Here is a 1037-nt window from a genome sequence, read left to right on the forward strand (position 1 = left end):
ACGGGGGTTTAGCTCAGCTGGGAGAGCGCCTGCCTTGCAAGCAGGAGGTCAGCGGTTCGATCCCGCTAATCTCCACCATTTGAGATTAGATTGAAGCATTCAAGGGATTGAGTGTTTCAATCTGGCTTCAAAAGAGCTGGAAGATGCACCTTGAAAACTGAACAATGTGACATGCAAGTGAAGTAAGGCAACAGAGAGGTTGCCATGCTGAAAAGTATGGCAAAGGTAAAATATTTTAATTGTGGAACAACATCTGGAAAGATGAAGGGTAACAATTACAATTTCAAGAATCTGTGAAGCCTGCATAATTCACAATTGAGAACAAAGCGAGAGCTGAAGTTCTGATTGGTCAAGCTAAAAAGAGCGCAAGGGGAATGCCTTGGCATCAGGAGCCGACGAAGGACGTGACAAGCTGCGATAAGCCACGGGGAGGAGCAAATATCCATTAATCCGTGGATTTCCGAATGGGGCAACCCGGCTGGACAATATCCAGTCATCCTGCATTGAATCAAATAGGTGTAGGAAGGGAACCGCCTGAACTGAAACATCTAAGTAGGGCGAGGAAGAGACATCAACAGAGATTCCGCAAGTAGTGGCGAGCGAACGCGGAGTAGGCCAAACCGGAGGATTTATTCTCCGGGGTTGCGGACCGGCACAACGGTCAGATAGGTTAGTCGAATGGCCTGGGAAGGCCATCCATAGAGGGTGAGAGACCCGTAGACGAAAACTGAATCTGATTAGCCGAGATCCAGAGTACCGCTGGACACGTGAAACCCGGCGGGAAACAGGGGGGACCACCCTCCAAGCCTAAATACTACCTGATGACCGATAGAGGAGCAGTACCGTGAGGGAAAGGTGAAAAGGACCCCGGGAGGGGAGTGAAAGAGAACCTGAAACCTTGTGCTTACAAGCAGTCAAAGCACGTTAATGTGTGATGGCGTACTTTTTGTAGAACGGTCCGGCGAGTTATAGTAACGAGCAAGCTTAAGGTGTTCAGCACTGGAGGCGAAGCGAGAGCGAGTCTGAATAGGGCGCGT

At 49.7% G+C, this 1037-nt stretch carries 1 tRNA gene and 1 rRNA gene; both read left to right on the forward strand.

The window, feature by feature from the left end:
• The first annotated feature begins 2 nt into the window (after positions 1-2).
• Positions 3-78 (forward strand) — tRNA-Ala (locus BMZ81_RS13810).
• A 269-nt stretch (positions 79-347) separates the two neighbouring features.
• Positions 348-1037 (forward strand): 23S ribosomal RNA (locus BMZ81_RS13815); the annotation flags it as partial.

Source organism: Oscillibacter sp. PC13 (assembly GCF_900115635.1).
Taxonomy (GTDB): domain Bacteria; phylum Bacillota; class Clostridia; order Oscillospirales; family Oscillospiraceae; genus Oscillibacter.